This window comes from Acerihabitans sp., from assembly GCF_036398755.1.
GTDB lineage: Bacteria > Pseudomonadota > Gammaproteobacteria > Enterobacterales > Enterobacteriaceae > Acerihabitans.
On sequence record NZ_DASWOM010000064.1, the window covers coordinates 62,634 to 77,827 of the forward strand.

The 15,194-nt window shown below is 52.1% G+C and carries 15 protein-coding genes; 6 read left to right on the plus strand and 9 right to left on the minus strand.

The window, feature by feature from the left end; all coding sequences use genetic code 11:
• The first annotated feature begins 84 nt into the window (after window positions 1-84).
• The 4 genes from VGC33_RS10515 (at window position 85) to VGC33_RS10530 (ending at window position 5,129) form a co-directional block, all read left to right on the plus strand.
• Complete coding sequence (locus VGC33_RS10515) at window positions 85-1,389, plus strand: MFS transporter (RefSeq protein WP_331120701.1); 1,305 nt, start codon at window positions 85-87, stop codon at window positions 1,387-1,389.
• A gap of 236 nt (window positions 1,390-1,625) precedes the next feature.
• Window positions 1,626-1,955 (plus strand): L-rhamnose mutarotase, encoded by a 330-nt coding sequence (locus VGC33_RS10520; RefSeq protein ID WP_331120702.1) that lies wholly within the window; start codon window positions 1,626-1,628, stop codon window positions 1,953-1,955.
• 137 nt (window positions 1,956-2,092) lie between these two features.
• Entirely contained in the window at window positions 2,093-3,667 is a 1,575-nt protein-coding gene (locus VGC33_RS10525) for a carbohydrate porin (RefSeq protein ID WP_331120703.1), read from the plus strand.
• 88 nt (window positions 3,668-3,755) lie between these two features.
• Window positions 3,756-5,129, plus strand: coding sequence for a cation:proton antiporter (locus tag VGC33_RS10530; protein WP_331120704.1), 1,374 nt, complete (start codon window positions 3,756-3,758; stop codon window positions 5,127-5,129).
• 17 nt (window positions 5,130-5,146) lie between these two features.
• Here the strand turns inward: VGC33_RS10530 and gorA are convergent, their stop codons facing one another.
• From gorA to VGC33_RS10565, 7 genes are all read right to left on the minus strand, one after another.
• Window positions 5,147-6,499 (minus strand): glutathione-disulfide reductase, encoded by a 1,353-nt coding sequence (gene gorA, locus VGC33_RS10535; RefSeq protein WP_331120705.1) that lies wholly within the window; start codon window positions 6,497-6,499, stop codon window positions 5,147-5,149.
• A gap of 110 nt (window positions 6,500-6,609) precedes the next feature.
• The gene (locus VGC33_RS10540; RefSeq protein ID WP_331120706.1) at window positions 6,610-7,452 is read right to left on the minus strand and encodes a 23S rRNA (adenine(2030)-N(6))-methyltransferase RlmJ; all 843 of its coding nucleotides are present in this window, start codon (window positions 7,450-7,452) and stop codon (window positions 6,610-6,612) included.
• Between the two features lie 298 nt (window positions 7,453-7,750).
• Window positions 7,751-8,020 carry a hypothetical protein gene (locus VGC33_RS10545; RefSeq protein ID WP_331120707.1) on the minus strand — a complete coding sequence of 90 codons (270 nt, stop codon included), beginning with the start codon at window positions 8,018-8,020 and terminating at the stop codon, window positions 7,751-7,753.
• Between the two features lie 82 nt (window positions 8,021-8,102).
• Window positions 8,103-8,702, minus strand: coding sequence for a hypothetical protein (locus VGC33_RS10550; RefSeq protein WP_331120708.1), 600 nt, complete (start codon window positions 8,700-8,702; stop codon window positions 8,103-8,105).
• A gap of 359 nt (window positions 8,703-9,061) precedes the next feature.
• Window positions 9,062-10,969, minus strand: a complete 1,908-nt coding sequence (locus VGC33_RS10555; protein ID WP_331120709.1) for a hypothetical protein — start codon at window positions 10,967-10,969, stop codon at window positions 9,062-9,064.
• A gap of 54 nt (window positions 10,970-11,023) precedes the next feature.
• Entirely contained in the window at window positions 11,024-11,497 is a 474-nt protein-coding gene (locus VGC33_RS10560; protein WP_331120710.1) for a hypothetical protein, read from the minus strand.
• An 18-nt stretch (window positions 11,498-11,515) separates the two neighbouring features.
• Window positions 11,516-12,352 carry a hypothetical protein gene (locus VGC33_RS10565; protein WP_331120711.1) on the minus strand — a complete coding sequence of 279 codons (837 nt, stop codon included), beginning with the start codon at window positions 12,350-12,352 and terminating at the stop codon, window positions 11,516-11,518.
• Between the two features lie 336 nt (window positions 12,353-12,688).
• Here VGC33_RS10565 and VGC33_RS10570 point away from each other — a divergent pair, with 336 nt between their 5' ends.
• Window positions 12,689-13,141, plus strand: a complete 453-nt coding sequence (locus VGC33_RS10570; protein ID WP_331120712.1) for a hypothetical protein — start codon at window positions 12,689-12,691, stop codon at window positions 13,139-13,141.
• A gap of 319 nt (window positions 13,142-13,460) precedes the next feature.
• Window positions 13,461-13,811: a hypothetical protein gene (locus VGC33_RS10575; RefSeq protein ID WP_331120713.1), complete on the plus strand. Its 351-nt coding sequence runs from the start codon at window positions 13,461-13,463 to the stop codon at window positions 13,809-13,811.
• A 47-nt stretch (window positions 13,812-13,858) separates the two neighbouring features.
• Here VGC33_RS10575 and VGC33_RS10580 read toward each other — a convergent pair whose 3' ends face one another.
• Window positions 13,859-14,305 (minus strand): type II toxin-antitoxin system YafO family toxin, encoded by a 447-nt coding sequence (locus VGC33_RS10580; protein WP_331120714.1) that lies wholly within the window; start codon window positions 14,303-14,305, stop codon window positions 13,859-13,861.
• Window positions 14,306-14,313: 8 nt separating this feature from the next.
• Window positions 14,314-14,949, minus strand: a complete 636-nt coding sequence (locus tag VGC33_RS10585; protein WP_331120715.1) for a hypothetical protein — start codon at window positions 14,947-14,949, stop codon at window positions 14,314-14,316.
• Window positions 14,950-15,194 lie beyond the last annotated feature (245 nt).

Sequence of the window (15,194 nt, forward strand, 5' to 3'; positions counted from 1 at the left end):
CGCCATTACCTGGCGCAAACAGGCTCCCGCCTGTTTTTGCCGGTGCAGATCTACCCTACAAATAAGATAGAAGAGGAAATAACCATGTCCGAAAATGAATCAATCAAGCTATCGGCGCGGGGCATGGCGCCCGCCGGCGCCGACGCGGACCGACCCGGGTTAATTGTGACCGGCCGGCGCAAATGGGTATTGCTCGGCTCGCTGTTTACCAATTTTTTTGTCCTGCTGGCCCTGTATTGCGGCGTGATTTCGGTAATATTGCCCAATCACGTCGCCGCGCTGGACCCGGCGAACAAGGCCAATAACCTGGCGATTGTCATGACTTCCGCGCTGCTGTTCACCATCTTTGCCCAGCCCATTGCCGGCGCCCTGTCCGACCGCAGCCGGTCCGGCTGGGGGCGGCGCTCGCCCTGGATAGTCGGCGGGGCGCTGGTTGGCGGACTGGCGATTTACGGCATTTCCCTGATGACCACCCTGGCGGGCATCGCGGTGTTCTGGCTGATGGCGGCGGTATCGCTCAACTGCATGAACGGACCGCTGGCGACCGTGGTGGCGGATCGCTTTTTAGCGGAAAACCGCGGCATCGCTTCCGGCTTCGTCGGCGCGGGATCCACCGCCGGCGGCACCGTGGGTATTATCGTCGCCGGCTATCTGGCCTATAACCTGCAATTGGGCTACCTGGTGTTCGCGCTGGCCATCGCCGCCTGCTGCATCGCCTTTGTGCTGATTAACCGCGAGCCCTCGGCCAGAAACGTCGCTATCGAACCCTTCGCCTGGGGCGCGTTTTTCAAAAGCTTCTGGGTCAGTCCCAAAAAATACCCCGACTTCGCCTGGGCATTTTTAGGCCGCTTCGCCATGTTCCTGGGTTACCAGGGCGTGGTGACCTATCAGCTATATATCCTGCAGGATTATATTGGCTTAAGCGTCGATGACTCCAATCACGCCATCGGCACGATTTCAGTGATTACCCTGGTCACGCTGTTATTTTCCGGGCTGGTGTCCGGGGTATTATCGGACAAATTCCAGCGCCGCAAAATCTTTGTTTTCCTGTCGAGCATCATCATGGCGGTCGGCTTGTTAATTCCCCTGCTGATGCCGACCCTGACCGGCATGTACTGGTATGCGGCGGTGCTTGGGCTGGGTTATGGCGCCTATACCTCCATCGACATGGCGCTGATGACCCAGGTTTTACCGGGCGGCGGCAAACAGGCGGGCAAGGATATGGGCATATTAACCATCGCCACCGTATTGCCGCAAACGTTTAGCCCGATATTATCCGCGCTGTTGCTGACGCAATTTCACAATAACTATTCGGCCTTGTTTGTCGCCGCGATTATTTTTGTCTTCGCCTCGTCGTTTTTTATCCTGCCAATTAAATCGGTCAGGTAAATCAGTAGTCCGACGGTAATGGATAGCCAACCTGGATAAGGAGTTTAGCCTGATGACCACACCGCGGTTTTCCGGCGTGATACCGCCGGTGCCCACCCGGTTTACCGGCGACGGCCTGGTGGTGGGCAATCCTTTTTACCACCCGCTGACCGGGACATGATGGCGCGGGTAAAAGAAATTCTAATCAATAGCGGCGTGCTTGAATAACAGCCAATCAAAATAATGGAGACAAAGTCATGGCAATGATCAGACGTTTCGGCAGCGTTATCGGCGTTCGCCCGGAAAAGCTGGAATATTATAAACAACTTCATGCCAATCCCTGGCCGGAAGTGAATGCAATGATTACGAAGTGCCATATCCGTAATTTTACGATTTATTATCGCGACGGATTATTATTCAGCTATCTGGAATATACCGGCGATGATTATGAAGCCGACCAGAAAATGATGGCGGCCGATCCGGCCACCCGCCGCTGGTGGGCGGAAACCGCGCCATGCCAGCTTCCATTGCCGGATGCGGGTGAAGGCGGCTGGACGGAAATGACGCCGCTTTATCATCTGGATTGATTGTTTAATACATAGGCCATAAGCGCGCGAATAGGATGTCAATATTCCAGGGGGTAATGCTGTCCATAATAAAGATAAGCCTGTTTATTGATTAGTCGAGCGCTACTACCGGTAATAATCAGAAGGTGAAGTGAATAATGAATATTATTTCTGTAACCACCATGGCCGGGATATTGATTTCCGGCCTGGCTCTCCCTACGTTAACCTTTGCCAATAATAATAATGCCGGCACTATTGAAAGCCGGCTGGAGCAGTTGGAAAAAAGAGTACAGCAGGCGGAGCGCCGCGCGCAGCAGGCGGAATATCGCGCGCAAATAGCCGAAACCAAAGTGCGGGACGCGCGGGACAACACCGAGCGGCTGGAACACGCCATCGCCGAAAACGCGGCGCAAGCCCGGGAAACCCATCAAGCGGTGCAGGAGACGACAAAACGCACCGCGGCCCTGGAAAAGAAGGTCCCGGAAAAGGAGGACGGCTGGTTTGAGCTGCACGGGTATGCCCGTTCCGGGCTGATGATGAACCAACACGCCACCCATTCGCGCGGCGGTCCCTACCTGACGCCCGCCGGCGATACCGGCGGCGCCGTGGGACGCCTGGGCAACGAGCCCGATACCTACGCCGAGGTCTACCTGGAGAAAAAACAGCATCTGGATAACGGCGCCACCACGCGCTTTATGGTGATGCTGGCCGACGGCCAGGAAAGTTACAACGACTGGACCGCCAGCACCAGCACCCTGAACGTCAGCCAGGCGTTTGCCGAACTGGGATCGCTGCCCTCGTTTACCGGCGTGTTCAAGGACAGTACGCTGTGGGCCGGTAAACGCGTGGATCGCGATAATTTTGAAATTCACTGGCTGGATTCCAAAATCATCGCCCTTAACGGCACCGGCGGCGGTATTTACGATGTGAAATGGAACGACTACGCCAAAAGCAACTTCTCGCTTATCGGCCGCAGCTTTGACGGCATAGAAGAGGTTAACGACGATATCCAAAGCTATATCCTGACGGCAAACAACTTTATCGGGCCGGTGCAGTGGCTGGTCAGCGGCATCAAGGCCAAGGATAACGAATATCGTCAGAACCGCACGGACCATGCGCTGGATAATGCCGGCAACAAAGGTTACCTGACTATGCTTGCCTACCATGGCGATGATTTTTACGGGCTGCGACCCGGCATGTCAAAAACCGCGCTGAGCTATGGCCATGGCCTGGGCGCCGAGGTTAAAACCGTGGGTACGCGCGCCGAGCTGACCAATCAGGCCAATACCCTGCGCCTGGCCACCTACGGCACCACGGAACTGGCCAAAGGTTGGGATCTGGCGCCGGCGATATTGGCGCAAAGCAGCACCGACCGCTATATCGAGGGCGATGATTATAAATGGGTGACGCTGAATGCCCGCCTGATGCAGGGCATTACCGAAAACTTCGCCCTGGCCTACGAGGCGTCCTGGCAGTATATGGATCTCGACCCGAAAGGCTATCTTGATTACAACAAAGTCAAAGGCGAGTTTTATAAGCTTACCTTCGCCCCGACGTTCCGCCCCGGCGATCTCTCGCCCTTTTTTACCCGCCCGGAACTGCGGGTTTATGCCACCTATATGAACTGGGATAAGGCGCTGGATAATTACGCTGCCAACGACACCTTGGGCCAAACCGGTTTCACCGCCGGCGGCCAGTGGAGTTTCGGCGTGCAAATGGAAACCTGGTTTTAACCGAAGGGCTCGCCGCCACACATAATCAGAGCTAATAAAAAAAATAGATCATACTTAGAGGGGCATAACGACATCATCAGGTGAACGCATGGGTTTTATGGGGTGGACCGCGGCCGTGGGCGGGTTGTTGTTGGTCATGTCGCTGGCGTCCGGCTGGATCCATCGCGGGCCGGTTACCTCATTCGGCTTTTACCTGGTGGCGGGGATCGTCTGCGGTCCCTGGGTACTAAACCTGCTGCGGGTGGACGTGGCCGCCCATGCTGTCCTTATCCAGCGGCTGACCGAGATCGCCATGGCCGCGTCATTGTTTATCACCGGCCTCAAGCTGCGGCTGCCGTTCCAGGATCCGGGCTGGCGCATGGGCATGCGCCTGGCTTTTCCCGCGATGCTGCTCACCGTGGCCGGCGTTACCCTTGCCGTCCATTGGCTGGCCGGGTTTTCCTGGCCCCTTTCCCTGGCTTTTGGCGCGATAGTGGCGCCCACCGATCCGGTGCTGGCCAGCCTGATTTCGGTTAACGACGCCCGCGACGACGACCGCCTGCGCGTGTCGCTGTCCAGCGAAGCGGGCATGAACGACGGCACGGCGCTGCCGATTTTAATGCTGGCGATGCTGCTGCTGACCAGCCATGAACCGCTGTCGTTCGCCATGCTGGGCCACTGGGCGCTGCGCGATGTCGCCTGGGCGCTGCTGGGCGGCCTGGGTATCGGGTTTGGCATGGGCCGCTTGATTGGGCACCTGGCCACCCACCTGAAAAGTACCCAGAACGACACCGCGCCCAATGATTTCCTCGCCCTGGCCCTGGTGGCATTAAGCTATGCCGCGGCGCAAAGCCTGGACGCATCGGGTTTTTTAGCCACCTTTGCCGCCGGCGTCGGGCTAAGACGCACCGAGCTTGGCATTTTTTCCCGCCATCCGCCGGACCATTTGCCGGAGGAAGAACGCGGCGGCACGGCGGAATCCCTGGTCAACCCCAACCAACGTCATGCGTCCGGGGCGGCGGGGCCGCTGCGCTCCGTCGGGCTGGTGGTCAGCGACGCGCTCTCCTTCGGCGATACCATGGAGCGGCTGTTTGCCGCCGGTATCGTTATCGTGCTGGGCATCACGCTGGCGATGCACTGGGATCCCTTGGGATTGCTGCTGGCGGCATTGGTCTTTATCCTTATCCGCCCGGCGGCGGTCTATCTGGCGACCATCGGCAGCGGCACGCCGCGCCTGCACCGGGCGCTGATCGGCTGGCTGGGCATCCGCGGCATCGGCAGCATCAACTATATTACCTGGGCCTATATCCACGGACTGGCCGGCCCCGATGCCGAGCGCATGGCCAATATGGCCTTCACCCTGATTGTGGCCAGCGTTATCGTACACGGCATTTCGGTCTCGCCGCTGCTTAACTGGCGGCAGGACAAAATGACGGCGGCGGCGAAACGCGCGGATAAACCGGATCCGCCGGGTGAGGGTTAAGCCGGTGTTTTACCCCCTTACCTCATGGTGACCAATTCTTCCGCCGCCGTCGGGTGAATCGCCACGGTATTGTCGAAATCACGCTTGGTGGCGCCCATCTTCATCGCCACGGCGAAACCCTGCAGGATTTCGTCCATGCCCAAACCGATGCCGTGCAGGCCGATCACCCTTTCTTCCGGCCCCAGGCAGACCAGCTTCATCCGGCACGGCTGGCGATGGCCGGTGACGGCGGTGTACATAGAGGTAAAGGCCGTTTTATAAATCTTGATCTGCTTTTCGCCGTATTTGGCAATCGCGTCCGGCTCGGTCAGGCCGATGGTGCCGATGGGCGGATGGCTGAACACCACGGTTGGGATCAGGTCGTAATCCAGGTGCTCTTCCGGCTTGCCGTTAAACAGGCGTTCCGACAGGCGGCGCCCCGCGGCCACCGCCACCGGGGTCAATTCCACCGCGCCGGTGTTATCGCCGACGGCGTAGATGCCCTGGACATTGGTGTTCTGGTATTTATCCACGCGGATATACCCGTTGCTGTCGGTTTCCACGCCGGCCGCGGCCAGGTTGAGTTTATCGGTGGACGGCTCGCGGCCGATGGCCCAAATCAGCGTGTCGACGGTAAATGCCTGGCCGTTTTCCAGCGTCAGGGTCAGGCTGTCGTCCCGGTTTTTCACAATGGCTTGCGGGATCGAACCGGTATGCAGGTTTGGACCTTCCGCCTGCATAATTTCCACCAGCGTGTCCACCACCAGCGGATCGAAGGTGCGCAGCGGCGCGTGCTTACGCACAAACAGATGGGTCTCGGCGCCCAGCGCATTCACCACCCCGGCAAGCTCCACCGCGATATAACCGGCGCCGACCACCGCCACGCGCCGCGGCATGGCGTCCAACGCAAAAAATCCGTCGGAATCGATACCATATTCGGCGCCGGGGATATCGATATGGCTGGGGCGTCCGCCGGTGGCGACCAGAATATGATCGGCGGTCACGCGTTCGCCGTTGATCTCCACGGTATGCGCGTCGACAAACGTGGCGAAACCCTCGATAACATCGACTTTATTGTTGCCCAGTACCCGTTCGTAGGACTGATGGATACGGTCGATATAGGCGCTGCGGCTTTTGACCAGGGTCTGCCAGTCAAAATGATTAATCTGGGTGTCGAAACCATAATCCGGGCCGTATAGCTTGATGGCTTCGGCGATTTGCGCCGCGTGCCACATGATTTTTTTCGGGACGCAACCGACATTCACGCAGGTGCCGCCAAGATATTTGGCTTCGATAAGCGCGCACTTCCGGCCGTACGATGCGGCGCGGTTGATCGAGGCGATACCGCCGCTGCCGCCGCCAATAGCGAGATAGTCGTAATGTCTGGTCATCAGGATTCCCTTTTGGATTTATGATGGGCACAAGTTTAACGCGCAACGCGCCGTTGTCGCAAAGTTTGCGTCAATACCTCCGATAGGCGGAATAACGCCGACGGCCGGCGTTATTCAGGCACCACCCAGCGCACCAGGGTATGGCCGTGGCCGGTGGGCACCAGCGCCTGATGCAGCCAGGGCAGCAGCTCGGCCATCTGCTGTTCCAGCATCCACGGCGGATTGATGACAATCATGCCGGAGCCGGTCATGCCGCGCTGATCGCTGTCCGGCCTGACCGCCAGCTCGATTTGCAGGATGCGGCGAATCTCGGTTTTCTCAAGCGAGGCGAGGATTTTTTTCACATGCTGGCGCAGCACCACCGGATACCACAGGGCGTAAACGCCGGTGGCAAAACGCTTATAGCCTTCCTCAATGCCGGATACCACGTCGGGATAGTCGGATTTCAGCTCATAGGACGGATCTATCAGGATCATCCCGCGCCGGCTCAGCGGCGGCAACTGTGATTTTAACTGGCCGTAGCCGTCGGCGCGCAACACCTCGGCGCGCGCGTCCTTCTGGAACTCATTGCGCAGCAGCGGATAATCGCTGGTGTGCAGCTCGGTCAGGTGCAGCTTATCCTGCTCGCGCAACAGATGGCGCGCAATCAGCGGCGACCCGGGGTAATAACGCAGGGTTCCGCTGCGATTATAATGGCGAATCGCCGTCAGGTACGGCTCCAGCAACGCCGGGCAATCATCGCGCTGCCAGATTTTGCCGATGCCGTCCAGATACTCCCCGGTACGCTCGGCGCGTTCGCTGCTGAGTAAATAGCGCCCGGCGCCCGCGTGGGTATCGAGATAAAGGAAAGGTTTTTCCTTTTCCTTCATGGCCGTCAGGATCAGGCTCTGGACGGTGTGTTTCAGCACATCGGCGTGATTACCGGCATGAAAACTGTGGCGATAACTCAGCATTTTTCAATTACCATCTGAAATTTATAGATATTTTTATTTTTTTTCATCTTTTTTACCATTTATTACCCCACGGATCACCCCACGGGAATTTGCACAGTTGCGGAAACAAGAGAACTATAAGTGGGCAGTATAAAGCAGAATGGCCTATATATGGACACGGCTTCTGTGATATTGAGAGGTCAGGGCAGGGTAGGGTGAGCAAATTGCCAGCCAAGAAGAGCATTAACGTTGGCTGGCTTGGCTTTACATCCGGTTTTCCCCACCTAAATCATGGATGCCGCAAAGCGCTGTCATCGACTTAACCGGGGTAGACGCATTCACCAGGCTGTATATCATCGGCTTTGATCTGATAACCCTCATGATATCCAGTAGCCCCCGTTACGGTTATTTTCTGCCCAAATCGGCACAGCATCAGCTCAAGCGCCAGCAAATCGAATCCCACTACCCGTAACGGGTAAGGCGTCCGCTTGTCTGTCTCAACCTGAATTGCGGCCACAGCCATCACCTTGCCTGTTCGGGTCTTGATACGCTTTGGGGCTTTGGTGATCCTGCCAGTGATAGTAATCATGGGTTACCTGATTGGCATTGGGAAAAAAGGCCGGTATCTAACCGGCCAAAGGTGGAGAATAACCGGGTCATCGCCCGTTTGCTTAAATTCTCATTGATTGGAAAATGTCGCCGGCCAGCACATACAGCAACTCAGGAATAACCGGGTAAGTGTCTGAGTCATCCTTGGTCACATAAAGCACGTACTCCCGGCATTGATACACAACATCCAGGGCTGATAGTCCGAAAGCGCCACCGGCAATGATTTCCCCCTCTTCATGCTGCGGTGATTCGTTAATAGCCAATCGATAGCCGCCAAACGTCATGGGCGGGTTATCAGGGCCTTCACTTAAATAGAGACCTACCGCCTTAGCCGCCACTGCCGCCCGCTCGTCATCACCCATGCTGTCCGCCTGGCCTGCATAATCTGACAATCGTTGCTTGATAACAGCGATGCTCATTTCAACATACCGCCCTGTTTCGCTGCCGTTAACCTTGGGCGCTTTTGTCGTCGCTGTTTTTTTCACGGCGTTCTTGGTGCGCTGATCGTGGCTGTCGCGGTAACGAGATAAATAATCGTCGCTGGCCACCTGGTCAATTCTTCCATCGACCCGCGCCGGGAATCCCTGCTTGCTCTCCCAATTATAAAAAGCGCGGCGACTCATTCCGGCATGGTTGGCGTATTCACTGACTGACATCAACATTAAAATATTCTCCGTAATCGTCCGACTGTGAACCTTCACACTTTTGGGTTCACACCTGTGAAGGGGTTTACACTTATTGTCGAGAATGTGTGAATCAAGTGTGAATCAAATTTCAATAGTTTTTAATATTAACTTTTTGTTTATTAAATCAATTATGAAATAACTGTGAACCGCAAAATGTAAAGTGTGAATCAAATTCAAAAGTTGATAGCTAGACGGAAAACACGGCGCGCAATGCCCGTGTAATAGGCACCCCTCCAGAGGGACCCAAATGATATTGGTTATCATTGATGGCATCCAAACCATAGTGATTTAAATATTTTGAGCATATTTTTTCACCCTAATCTGCAATGATGTAATTACGGGAAAGGTAAGGATGCCGCGACCTTAGGCCCCTGCACTGTTACTACTTTCTTTTCGCCGGTCTGACTATTAACTATCGTCAGCTCAATCTGCGTTTTATTGTCTTTAAGTGCATCCGAAATGGCTTTTGCTATTTGTTCAGAACCATTAGCAGATTGATGCTGCTGGTTAATATTTTCTTTTTCACCGGTTATAATTGTCGGGATTTGTTCTTTGCCTCCCTCCCCGTTTGAGTTTTCCTTAGCCGGTTCCGATGGCTGAACTTGGGGTGCGCCCGCGACTTGCTGATCCGTATATTGCGTTTGGCTTTCCTCTCTGCTTATAACTTGGCGTATCTGCCCTGGGGTATAACGGCTGTTCCCTTCCTGTCTGAATATAGCGGCCAGCACCCTGGCACGAAGAGTTGAGTCAGAAAGGTTTAGCGGAGCGTCCTTATCTAATCCCAATTCACTACTTGCGCCACTTATCATTCCTTCGGTGTTATTGCCATCTTTCCGGGGTGATGCCGTGCTGATTATGTCCGTTAAAGTTTGCAATGGTTGATAATGAGCGGCTTCTGACTTCCCGCTGTAATAAAGCTGTAATTGCCTGTCTGCTGCCAGAATACCTGCTTCTGGTGTCGGAAACCGAGCAAATCTAGGCTCCGCGACGCCTTGCTCACGTGTTGCGCCGGCTTGGCGAGCATAATTAAGATTCCATGGATTATTATTGCGTACAGATCGGGCGTTTGGGTCTACCACCGGGTCAATGGGCGGAACTGTTACTGGTCCAGGCACATGTAGCGCCTGGACATCACTTGCAAAATCAGTGGCTCTATATGCTGGGATATACCGCGCATCGATTTTTTTTCTCAATTCAGGCGACTCATACCCAATGTTGAGTTGATATTTTTCGATATCAGTCAGCGTTTTCTTGAAGCCTTCGTCCTTTGACGCCTTCCTCATGCGATCGTAGTCGCTTTCGTTGTTCTGGCCCATGCTGAAGAAGTGAGCGACAGAATAGCGGTCAAAGGAGTTTTTCATCAGGTCGGAAATCTGGCCCACCTGATCCTTGATAAGCTGACTTTGACCCATCCAGGCTTCGCTGCGCATCAACATGCCATCCCAAGATGACGACATTTGGTTAATCTGCTTTCGGAATGCGGCGGCGTTCTGGAGATCCTTTTCGCTGAATATTAATCCATCCCGCTGGGCTTGGTCCTTCAGGCGCTGGACCTCGGTAGTGGACTGACGCAAATAGTTCAGCATTTCCGGCGATAACCCTAACTTCCGGGCAATAAGCGCCTGGATGCCCGGCGTGAAATTTTGGAACTTGCCGTTCAGGTCTGTTATCAGCTTGCCCACATCGACAAGGTTTTCCTTGGTTAAGCTGAAACCAATGCCCTCTTTTGCCAAAATGGCTTTGATGGATAAGTCCCCACGATTGTGGGCTACTTCGTTGGCATTTTCAAAAAAACTACTCACCGATCCCTCAGCTGCTTCCCTGGTCGCGCCGTTCTCCACCATGGCGCCTGTTAACTCCTGAAACGCCTTGGTAGTCATGCTAATGTTTTTTGCCGTGGTCTGGATCCGGTAGCCATTATTGGCAAAATCCACCAGATTATTTTTCATGGAATTAATGGCGGTCGCGGCGCCTCCGATCCCAACCGCAAGACCGGTAACCATTTTCAGCGGAGGCACTATATCCCCGATAAACTGGACCGACTGACGGGCACCCTTTGTTAAACTATCAAATTGTGAATTGATGTTTAGCAGCCCATCAATAGACTGCTGACCACCTAATTTCAGTTTTTCAGGGGTCTGGTCAAGTTTCGGGATAAGATTATTGACCGCTTCGTTAATACGGTTAATGCTCTCCGTTGCTTGGTCTTTTGCTGTTAACTCGAAATCAAATTTGTTAGCCATTATCCCACCCGTAAATGTTTCTGATTATTTTTGACATATCTACAATAGTGCGATTTAGATAGGCGTAATCATGTCTTCGATATTCCAAGGCTCGATATATTTCTCAAGCACTCTTAATGCGCCTGTAAATCCCGCCTGATAACCGTTTGTGTCTTCGTGTGTTATGCCGTACATAAAAGATGCAAGGTTGCGGTCTTCTGTATCCAGACATTCCCAGCCAGGGAAAACCTTAATCATTTTCCGTTTCGTGAAGTCGCTGAGGTGTCGGGGGCTTATAGCCAAAGTGCGAATAGCATCTAAGTGCGGCGTTTCTTTGGCTATTAATTTTAGCGCCAGTACAGGGTTATTTTTCGCTTCTTGGCTGGCGGCTATCCAATGCGCGTTACCATGGCGGTCCGGCGTTTGCTGGCTTTGATCTGGTTTAATATCAAACCCTGCCGCGTTGCTGGCATATCGTCCGCGACCAGGGTGAGCACGCTGGTTATTACTCGCATTGGGTTGTTGTTTCAGGTGATTAAAATTATGCATTTATTCTAACCCCCCACCTTATTGCGACAAGATTCCCGGCGCTGGCATACCTGCATCCAATTGCGCTTTTATTTTTTTAGCCTCATTCAACGGCGTGGCCGCTTTACCGTCAACGCGCTTACTGTCGCCGGGCAATGCTTTACCAGTGGCGCGGAATTTCGCGTTTCGCTGGGCTGCTGCCTTGGCTACAGTATCGTTGTATTCTGCATCGGCTTGGCGGCGGGCGGCGATATTATCGGGTGTCTCAGGATTGGCGTCGTTGAGCATTTGAGATGTTCGGGCTATTAGCGCCTGAACTTCATCTACCGTCATTGGCTCTACCATCTTTTCAAGCGACTTTGAGGCCTGAACCCGTGCGGCGTGGTAACCATTTTTATCGCCGTTTTGCGCTGAATACATGCTCGCCGTGAGGGCTTGCTCCTCGTCATCTTGGAACTCCCAGGTTGGGTCGTTCTCTTCCATGTAACCCTGAGTAAATTTTGAAAGAGCTTGGGGAGCATCAACCAATTGGGCTTTGATTTTTTTTGATGAAAAATCGGTAGTTTTCAGCAAACGAATAGCCAATACCGGGTTTTCTTTGGCTTCATCGGAAACAGCGACATTGTGCGCCCGGCTATGTTTGGTTGGAGCTGCCGTTTCACGCGACACATCCTGATCAAGGCGCTGTTGGGTATTCTGATTCTGATACTGCTCATCCGCACCTGGGCGAATGTTCGCGCCGGGTTTCAAGTGATCGAAATTCAACATTGTTTTTTTGTCCTTCTCGTGAGGTTTATCAGTATGCGAACGGGCAGATTCGTAAGAGGGTTTCGATGGCCTAATGCCGAGCAGGGTAGCAAGACTGAACGCGGCCATTATAGCGCTACTCCGCTCAGTGCCTTGTCCACCAGCTTACGGGCCACTTCGTGAATGGAGGGAGTGATACCGAACTCAGAACGCCCACGTTCCATTTCTTGCAATAGCCGAATTTGATCAACCTGCTTCTGGGTTAGTAAAACTGCCTGTGTAGTCGGCTTACGGTTCATATCGCTACCTATGTACTGGTTGGTTATCCAGTTTATATTATTTCATAAATAGGGATAATTTCAACTACAGTTGCATTTTATGCAATACTGATTGCACTCACACCGTATACACGTTTACAGCATGTGGCACGGTTCCGGCACTTATAACTGTTTACGGTGTTTACATATGGCGGATAAAAAACAAAGCAGGCTTTTCTCTTTCAGAGCACCAGCGAATTTAGCCGATCTGATTGATGAGGCGGTGAAAGACTCAGGGAAAGATAAATCAGCGTGGTTATTGAGCGCTGTGATGGACAAGTTAGGCTGTCCAGATGGCTTGCCTTCCGCAGAATCACGCATGGAAGGCCTTATCAGCCAAATGGAAACCCTGCTAAATGGTACAACAGCGTTGCCCAATATTTGCAATCAGACTTTAGCTAACGCCAGAACAACCGGCGCAGCACCTTTAACAGCAAAAGAAGCAATCACGCTCATGGTGAAGGACGCCGAACGGCAGGGTATCCAGTCCAGCAATAAGTTGATGGTGGCTAAGCTTAATGAATTGGGTATCAGGCCAGCCAGAGGCGGCCCCTGGACTGTCAGCGCCGTTGATAGCATCAAGAGACGGATGCAGAATTGATAAATTGACCAGTATCAAATATATTTTTATTGCATTGCAATTGATGAAAGTCAGATACGCATCCCTGTATTCAAGTCTGTCATTTTACGACAGAGACTGTTATTTTTCATTTTCTTTAGGCGTTTGCGATCGTGAGTATAACGAAAGTAAATGAGTGAACTGGCAAGAATAGAGACAATTGTAATCGGTTAATAATCTGGCGCAAGGATGCGCATTTAACTTAAAAATGCGTACAACGGAAATTTTCCTGTACTGTCTAATTTTTAGCCCTGATACTAGTGACATCAGATAGTTATTGCTTGCCATTGTTGGAGAGATCATGAGCCTTAAAGCAGATCATTTGCGCGACGGGTGTCAATCGCTAGTTCGAGAATTGACTCGTCTATCACAGCTTAGAAAGCCCTTAAGCATTGATGAATTTTATGAATATACTGCTAACGAATTATTTTTAAAGAAGATTTTCGAACTCTATGGCGGGGACATCATCAGCCTAGGAATACTTGACCATAAAAATATCGTTCACGATCAAGAACTAATTAACTATATTGAAAATGCTTTTAGCCGTCATTCTAACGCAGTTTCGCCAGAAGACTACGGCGTCAATGATAACGCCTATTTACTGGCCATAAATATTGCAGTGGCGATATTAAGAGAAGCCGACGAATTTTAGCGCTGATGCTGAGCGCTAGATAGCAAAAAACCCACGGCTGGGTGGGTTCAAATGGTTTGACTAGAAAACTTCCTGGCATAATCGGCCAATCTTCTCATTCTGTCTTCATCATTGGCTTTTCTATGGGCAGGTGGGGTAAACACGGCAATCAGTGAATAGCTATTCTCATCTAAGAGACTTTTTGCGTAGACTAACGCTGTATCTGATGTTCGATACCATTGTAAAACTACGGGATCCGCTAAATTAGCATGCCGGGGCGGAGTTATGAACCTATCACCGTTTATGGATAAATGAACATGCCAAAGACCTGAATCTTGTATATCATCAGGCCTATCATAGGCGGTATCACGTCCGAAATAATCTGGCAATTTACCTGTGGCTTTATAGTTTCTGAAATCTTCTAGCAATGTTTTATCAAGCCCAGGAAACTGCAAAAACACTGGGGAAAGATAATATTCATAACTATCAACGTTGTATTCAACAGTTATGTGCAATATTCACCTCAGTGAAAGCTACCAGATTCAAAAACATTAGTCCCATGTTTTGCAAGTGCGCGTAAAGCATGTATATCTATATCGCTTGCAAAAACCCCCACAGCCTTAGTCATCTGAAGTATTAAGTGGTTTAACTTGGCGGCAGACGCCCTTGCCTGCGCTGTAACAAGTAGAGGCCGTTTTAACAAATGACGCTTTTCTTCCGGACACTCTTTGTAAATATTTTTAATGGCACCTTCAAGCCCGCGTAACTGAAGCTCAATCAGATCAGTTTTGACTGGATCTAATGTCTGAATCACCATATCACGCTTGGACTCTGGAGACTCAACAAGCAAGCGGTATGCCACGTTCAGGGTGTCCGTCAATTCTTTGATAAAGTCCAATGCCCGATCCATCATCAACCCCCGAGCCTCTGTGCTATGCTCGGCATTGAAATTATAACCGCAAGGCGCTAATGACAAGAAATTGTTTTCTTGACAATACAATGCTGTGGAATGCTGCATCAGCAAACCAATTGCAGCGGCTGTCTTGACGGAGTCGATAAATGGCATTCTGGTTTTATCTTCTTGATTACTATGCATAATGTCCTCCTTGTGAACAGGAGCACTTCTGACAATAATGCCGGAGAGGCTGATCTCCGGCATGTTTCACCTTCAGGTGTCTGTATTCATCTTAATACCATCGGTCATATTTGGGCAAGCTAATGGCAGGATGGATACCTGCACGTTCGGCGACGTTAGGAAAGGCGGTCATGCAAGATCGACGATCTTAAGTATCAAATTACCGATTAGGTAGTGCTAATTCTGCGATTTATCACCAAGATAAATTTTTGTGATTTTTTGTCAATGAACACAGAAAGGCATTTTCTGCTACATGATTTGGCAGGCAC

What these genes read in the sequence shown, in the direction of transcription:
- VGC33_RS10575 (WP_331120713.1), top strand. Translation starts at nt 13,461, where the DNA reads ATGAGCCTTAAAGCAGATCATTTGCGCGACGGGTGTCAATCGCTAGTT.
- VGC33_RS10520 (WP_331120702.1), top strand. Translation starts at nt 1,626, where the DNA reads ATGGCAATGATCAGACGTTTCGGCAGCGTTATCGGCGTTCGCCCGGAA.
- VGC33_RS10530 (WP_331120704.1), top strand. Translation starts at nt 3,756, where the DNA reads ATGGGTTTTATGGGGTGGACCGCGGCCGTGGGCGGGTTGTTGTTGGTC.
- VGC33_RS10545 (WP_331120707.1), bottom strand. Translation starts at nt 8,020, where the DNA reads ATGATTACTATCACTGGCAGGATCACCAAAGCCCCAAAGCGTATCAAG.
- VGC33_RS10515 (WP_331120701.1), top strand. Translation starts at nt 85, where the DNA reads ATGTCCGAAAATGAATCAATCAAGCTATCGGCGCGGGGCATGGCGCCC.
- VGC33_RS10555 (WP_331120709.1), bottom strand. Translation starts at nt 10,969, where the DNA reads ATGGCTAACAAATTTGATTTCGAGTTAACAGCAAAAGACCAAGCAACG.
- VGC33_RS10540 (WP_331120706.1), bottom strand. Translation starts at nt 7,452, where the DNA reads ATGCTGAGTTATCGCCACAGTTTTCATGCCGGTAATCACGCCGATGTG.
- VGC33_RS10525 (WP_331120703.1), top strand. Translation starts at nt 2,093, where the DNA reads ATGAATATTATTTCTGTAACCACCATGGCCGGGATATTGATTTCCGGC.
- VGC33_RS10560 (WP_331120710.1), bottom strand. Translation starts at nt 11,497, where the DNA reads ATGCATAATTTTAATCACCTGAAACAACAACCCAATGCGAGTAATAAC.
- gorA (WP_331120705.1), bottom strand. Translation starts at nt 6,499, where the DNA reads ATGACCAGACATTACGACTATCTCGCTATTGGCGGCGGCAGCGGCGGT.
- VGC33_RS10570 (WP_331120712.1), top strand. Translation starts at nt 12,689, where the DNA reads ATGGCGGATAAAAAACAAAGCAGGCTTTTCTCTTTCAGAGCACCAGCG.
- VGC33_RS10565 (WP_331120711.1), bottom strand. Translation starts at nt 12,352, where the DNA reads ATGGCCGCGTTCAGTCTTGCTACCCTGCTCGGCATTAGGCCATCGAAA.
- VGC33_RS10585 (WP_331120715.1), bottom strand. Translation starts at nt 14,949, where the DNA reads ATGCCGGAGATCAGCCTCTCCGGCATTATTGTCAGAAGTGCTCCTGTT.
- VGC33_RS10550 (WP_331120708.1), bottom strand. Translation starts at nt 8,702, where the DNA reads ATGTTGATGTCAGTCAGTGAATACGCCAACCATGCCGGAATGAGTCGC.